We start from the raw sequence: 6,098 nt of genomic DNA on the forward strand, positions 1-6,098 counted from the left end.
GATCTAATATCTTATTAAAAATATCAGTGTATCCAAGGCGAGGGATACCTTGATATTTATGAGAAAAATAATTATCATCATAATTAAATCTGACAGGTAGCCTTTTTAATATACTTGATGGTAATTCTGTAGGGTTGACACCCCATTGCTTGATTGTGTATCCCTTAAAAAAAGCTTCGTACAAGTCGCGCCCAATAAACTTAATTGCTTGCTCTTCGAAATTCTTAGGATCTATTATAGATTGGTCAGATATTTCTTCAATGAACGTTCTTGCTTCACTAGGTGAAAAACATCTTTCATAAAATTGGTTAATTGTATGTAAATTAATGGGTAATGAGTAAACTTTATCATTATAAGTAGTTTTTACTTGATTTTTGAAAGGAACCATTTCACAAAACTGAGATATATATCTCCAAACTTCTTCGTTATCCGTGTGAAAAATATGAGGACCATATACGTGCTCCATTATATTAGTGTTCTCATCCCGTTGGGTATAGCAATTCCCTGCAATATGATCCCTCTGATCTATGATTGTAATTTGATGACCTTTTTCTGCTAACTGTCTGCCAACTACTGCACCGGTAAAACCAGCGCCAACAATCAGAAATTTCATGAAAAACCCTTTTTTATAAATTTATTAATAACTTTCCAGAATTATCTTTTTCAGATAATAGTGGAACACAATCGATTGGCCAGTCAATATTAACAGTGGGATCATCCCAAGCTAAGCAGCCTTCAAACCCTGGTTTGTAATAATCTGTACATTTATATTCGAAATCTGCTATAGAGGATAGTACAAGGAAGCCATGAGCCAATCCTGGCGGGATCCAAAATTGAGTTTTATTTTCTTCAGATAATAAAACACCAGCCCATTGACCAAAAGTCGGTGACTCTTTTCGAATATCTACTGCGACATCAAATACTTCTCCACGTACACAACGCACTAATTTCCCTTGCGGGTTTTTAGTTTGAAAGTGCAAGCCACGCAGTACGCCTTTTGAAGAACGAGAATGATTATCTTGTACAAAATCTAAATCAATATTCAGTGCTTGTTTATAGCGATTAGCTTCGAAGGTCTCTAAAAAGAAACCTCGTTCATCACCAAAGACTTTGGGTTGAATGATTTTTACATCGGCTATTTTAGTATCGATAATTTGCATTTACTCAGCATCCACTAAACGTTGTAAATATTGACCATAACCAGTTTTGGCAAGTAATTTAGCTTGTGTTGCCACTTGCTCTTTGGTTAACCAACCTTTTTTATAGGCAATCTCTTCTAGGCAAGCGACTTTATAGCCTTGGCGTTTTTCAATGGTATGGATAAATTGAGAGGCTTCTAATAGGCTATCGTGAGTTCCAGTATCTAACCAGGCAAAGCCGCGGCCAAGCTTCTCTACATGAAGGCTATTTTTCTCAAGATACATTTCATTGAGGGTAGTGATTTCAAGTTCACCACGGTGAGAAGGTTTAACCTTTTTCGCCATCTCAACCACATCTTTGTCATAGAAGTAAAGACCGGTCACAGCCCAGTTGGATTTTGGCTGCTCTGGTTTCTCTTTTAAAGAAATCGCGCGATTATTTTCATCGAACTCGACTACGCCGAAACGCTCAGGATCAAGAACTTGATATCCAAATACTGTTGCACCTTCATTACGCTTTACCACGTTGTCAAGCTTCTTACCGAAGCTTTCACCGAAATAAATATTATCGCCAAGGACTAATGCACAGCTATCCCCATTAATAAACTCTTCACCGATAATAAATGCTTGAGCTAAACCATCCGGGCTAGGTTGAATCGCATAACTGAATTCAACCCCAAATTGGCAACCGTCACCCAGAAGACGTTCAAAGCCCGGCATATCGTCTGGTGTGGAGATAATTAAAATTTCGCGGATTCCCGCCATCATTAGTACAGAAATTGGGTAAAAAACCATCGGTTTATCGTAAATAGGCATTAACTGCTTCGAGACACCTTGAGTGATGGGATATAAACGGGTCCCGGATCCACCGGCTAATACAATACCTTTCATTATTTATCGTTTCCAAATTAGATTGAGCCTAAACGTTCGCCAGCGTATGAACCATCCAGTACACGTTGCCACCAGGTTTCATTATTTAAATACCATTCGACTGTTTTACGGATACCTGATTCGAAGGTCTCTGCTGGAGTCCAGTCTAGTTCTTTGGCAATTTTGCTGGCATCAATGGCATAACGTACATCATGACCTGGGCGATCTTTAACATATGTAATTAGGTCGGCATAGTGGTCAAGACCGTTAGGTTTGTTCGGCACCAGTTCTTCCAACAGTTGGCAAATCGTTTTAACGACGTCGATATTTTTACGTTCATTGTGACCACCGATATTGTAAGTTTCGCCTACAACCCCTTCGGTAACGACTTTGTATAGTGCTCGGGCATGATCTTCTACATATAACCAGTCACGGATTTGAGAACCATCACCGTAAACAGGGAGCGATTTCCCGGATAGTGCATTAAGAATAATCAGTGGGATTAATTTTTCTGGGAAATGGTAAGGACCATAATTATTCGAACAATTAGTCACTATGGTTGGTAGTCCGTAAGTACGCTGCCAAGCCCGCACTAGGTGGTCACTTGATGCTTTAGACGCAGAGTAAGGGCTGCTTGGCGCATAAGGGGTAGTTTCGCTAAACAAATCATCGGTACCATGCAGATCACCATACACTTCATCAGTAGAAATATGGTGAAAACGAAACGCTTGCTTCTTATCTAGTTCAAGGCCGTTCCAGTACTTACGAGCCGATTCTAATAATTTATAGGTGCCAACAATATTGGTTTCAATGAATGCTGCAGGGCCGTCGATTGAACGGTCAACGTGACTTTCTGCGGCTAAATGCATCACAGCATCGGGTTGATATTGTACAAATACCCGATCTAATTCGGCCCGATCACAGATATCAACATTTTCGAAATGAAAACGGTTATTTTCATTAATTGAATTCAAAGACTCCAAATTCCCAGCATAAGTCAAACTATCAATAACAACAACTTCATCTTGTGTATTTTTAATAATGTTACGAACAACGGCTGATCCGATGAAACCAGCACCGCCTGTTATAAAAAAACGCATAATTGACCACCAAAAATTATATATCAAAAATTTAGGGAAAATTTACTTTATATTAATCACATTCCCATGCCTTATGGAAGATCGAGTATTTACTAATTTCGGATGACTCCATTCCTTTAAATTTATGGACGTCAAATAATAATACTTTCCATTTGATGCAGGTCTATCTAAATACATAAACCATTCTTTATATTTATTATTCCAAACAACATTTGGAGCCTCTACCATAAAACCATATTTAGACTTGAATTTTATCCGACTAAACTCATGAAACTTAGATGAAAGATCTTTCGATTTATTAAAAATTATATCTCCATTTATTTCGCTTTTTGATACAGAATATATAAAACCATCTTTACCATCAAATAACTGTGTGTCAATAATAGAGTCAGTAATAGGATTTATAATAATCTTAGGTAAACTAATTGTTAATTTAGTGAGGTCCTTAACTTTAACCAATGCAGTAGAAAAGAAATCTTGACCGGAACTATTTTCATTTGAAATACTCTTATTAATTGCCACAGAAAAAGTAATATATAATTTAGAATGGTAGATGAAAAAGGTTGGTGCCCATAAGCTAACTATTTTATCTACATTGCCGCCAATGGCACTTCCTTTCATGCCGCGTAAATTGTTGTTTCCATATGCAGGTACTGCTTTTGAAGTCCAATTATTCAGGTCGGTACTCTTGAGAATGGTAAAATCACCGAAAGGAGAGTATTTTCCGTTTAAAAAGCGATTGACTCCTGTATGAGCCAAGTACCAATTGTTTTTGAAAAAAATTAAATTTGGATCTCTTCCATAGAAATATTTACTTTTAATATTATCATTTAGAAGAAATTTTTTTCCATCCACTGAGTTGTAAAAATTTATTTTAGTATCACTATCGTTGTGAAAAAAAACACTTATAAATTTAGCATTAGGCGGGATTACTTCAGCACTGTAGCTAATGCTACTTATCAAAAGAGATTGAATCAAAAAAAACTTTATGAAAAATTCATAGATCTTTGACATTTCCCACCTCAATTTCAATTAATTTCATCCAAGCTTTGGATATATTCTCAGCAGTGAAACTTGATGCACACATATTAGCTTCACGTTTGAGGTTAGAAAGATAGGAGGGATCACCTTTCATCTTTTTTATTTCCTTGCTTGCATCATCAATAAAATCGTCCTCAGTAAAAATATTTTTTGTCAAAAAACTACCCGATAAAATAGTTGCTGGGCCCGGATGATTAGTGACTAATGGAACACAACCATGATACATGGCTTCGGCAAGTGCTATACCAAAAAGCTCTTCCCATTTTCCACGGCGTAAAGATGGTAAGATTATCACATCTGCGGTAACATAGTTTTTGTAAAGCTCTTTTTTATTATTTATATAACCTAAATATTCAATATTTTTACTCTTCGATTTTTCTATTGAATCACTAAGCTTGCCTTTACCAATAAATTTAAACATAACATCTTCATTTAACTCTGAGATGGTAATTATTTTATTAATTCCTTTTTGCTCTATAATATTCCCAACAAATAATACAGTGAGATTATCGTTTTTTTTAATTCTTTGAATGTCACTTATATCATGGATAGCGTGATAAACAATCTCTATTTTTTTTTCAACTAATGAATTTTCACAAAATTTAATAATTTCGTTTTTTACCGTAGGTGTAACTGCAGCAACACCGCTTACGCAATTCAAGATATAATTACGCCATAGTGATTTTATTCTACTCGATAAAAAAATATTTTTACGAGGATGAAAATTATCATTCCACGAAGTCCAGGAAGTATGCAATACAACATTAGAATACTTAGTAATCCTTTTAATAAGAATAAGTTTCCAATCAAAAGGTGCAATGCCGAGTATAATAGTTATATTTTTGTTAGATATTGGAAATATAAATGATTTAGATAGCCAGAAGAAATTCATCAGAAATCTTTTGAATTCGAAGGATGTCCTTTTTTTAATAAATTTTTTCAATGAAGAGGACAGATTAAATTCTCTTTCGGAGATATCTAGTAAACCTTTTTTCTGTAAATGAAATAGAGCAGTGTAGTGATCTTTCGCTCCATATTCATGAAGTATAATGATTTTACGCTTCATTTTTTTTCCTTTTCATATAAAAAATTAACATACTAGATGAAATGATTGTTTGCGTGATGAGAGATGAAGCGATCACTCCCCATACTCCAAAAAAGTAAACTAAAGGGAAAACGTGAATCAGATGAAATAGGGAAGATAAAATATATATTTTACTAAAAACTTTGTTCAGGTTTTTAGCCACTAGAAACCATTGGCCATAAACTACACCAAAACTGATTATAAAAATAAGTGGAGACATAAGGGTCAGATATTTACTCGACATAGTGAATTTATATCCGAAATATAAATCTCCAAAAAAAACAGAAAAAATGGCACATGCTACTGATAAACAAAACCCAAAAATAAGAAATACTGATGAATACCTGTTAAATAGATCTTGGCCTGCATTGCAAACCCTTGGATATACAGCTTGTGAAATAGGGTTTAATAGTGATTGTAATGCTACTCGAATGCGTTCCGATGAATAATACATTCCAACTAATTCAATCGGTACAAACCTTGATAGTATTAAGGAATTTAAACTAGTATAAAGACTTGTCGATATATTCGAAATAAATATTGGCACAGATTCTTTTAGGGATTTATAAACATCAACTTTAGAAACCTTACAGAATTTTGTTTCGTTAACTTTATATGAATAAAAGGTTAAAATTATCGTAGGAATAACGAAACTTAAACTATAAATTAATAAAGCAATGTTTAAGTCATTAGGCCCTTTGACAAAGATTAATGTAATGGAGAAAACAATTATTTTAGTAACTAACGTAACTATTGATATATCTTTTAATTTCTCAAGCCCCTGAAATAGCCAGTTAGGATAATATGCGTTACCAATAAGCCCAATATAGCAAATCAGATAACTGTTGATGTAAGAATTATAAA

General features: G+C 34.6%; 7 protein-coding genes. All 7 read right to left on the reverse strand.

The genetic code is table 11. The features are described from left to right. On the reverse strand, positions 1-613 hold a 613-nt coding region (locus MKR94_RS12085; protein ID WP_241647139.1), incomplete at its 3' end, for an FAD-dependent oxidoreductase. Positions 614-626: 13 nt separating this feature from the next. Next, the gene (gene rfbC / locus MKR94_RS12090; protein ID WP_241647140.1) at positions 627-1,160 is read right to left on the reverse strand and encodes a dTDP-4-dehydrorhamnose 3,5-epimerase; all 534 of its coding nucleotides are present in this window, start codon (positions 1,158-1,160) and stop codon (positions 627-629) included. Then, positions 1,161-2,030 carry a glucose-1-phosphate thymidylyltransferase RfbA gene (gene rfbA, locus MKR94_RS12095; RefSeq protein WP_241647141.1) on the reverse strand — a complete coding sequence of 290 codons (870 nt, stop codon included), beginning with the start codon at positions 2,028-2,030 and terminating at the stop codon, positions 1,161-1,163. Between the two features lie 17 nt (positions 2,031-2,047). After that, the gene (gene rffG / locus MKR94_RS12100) at positions 2,048-3,109 is read right to left on the reverse strand and encodes a dTDP-glucose 4,6-dehydratase (RefSeq protein WP_277755657.1); all 1,062 of its coding nucleotides are present in this window, start codon (positions 3,107-3,109) and stop codon (positions 2,048-2,050) included. Positions 3,110-3,151: 42 nt separating this feature from the next. After that, positions 3,152-4,123, reverse strand: coding sequence for a family 43 glycosylhydrolase (locus tag MKR94_RS12105; RefSeq protein WP_241647142.1), 972 nt, complete (start codon positions 4,121-4,123; stop codon positions 3,152-3,154). Then, complete coding sequence (locus tag MKR94_RS12110) at positions 4,107-5,216, reverse strand: glycosyltransferase family 4 protein (RefSeq protein WP_241647143.1); 1,110 nt, start codon at positions 5,214-5,216, stop codon at positions 4,107-4,109. The genes MKR94_RS12105 and MKR94_RS12110 overlap by 17 nt, the downstream gene beginning before the upstream one ends. After that, on the reverse strand, positions 5,206-6,098 hold an 893-nt coding region (locus tag MKR94_RS12115; protein ID WP_241647144.1), incomplete at its 5' end, for an oligosaccharide flippase family protein. The genes MKR94_RS12110 and MKR94_RS12115, both read right to left, overlap by 11 nt.

It is taken from the genome of Rosenbergiella metrosideri (assembly GCF_022602565.1).
In the GTDB taxonomy this organism is placed as follows: Bacteria; Pseudomonadota; Gammaproteobacteria; order Enterobacterales; family Enterobacteriaceae; genus Rosenbergiella; species Rosenbergiella metrosideri.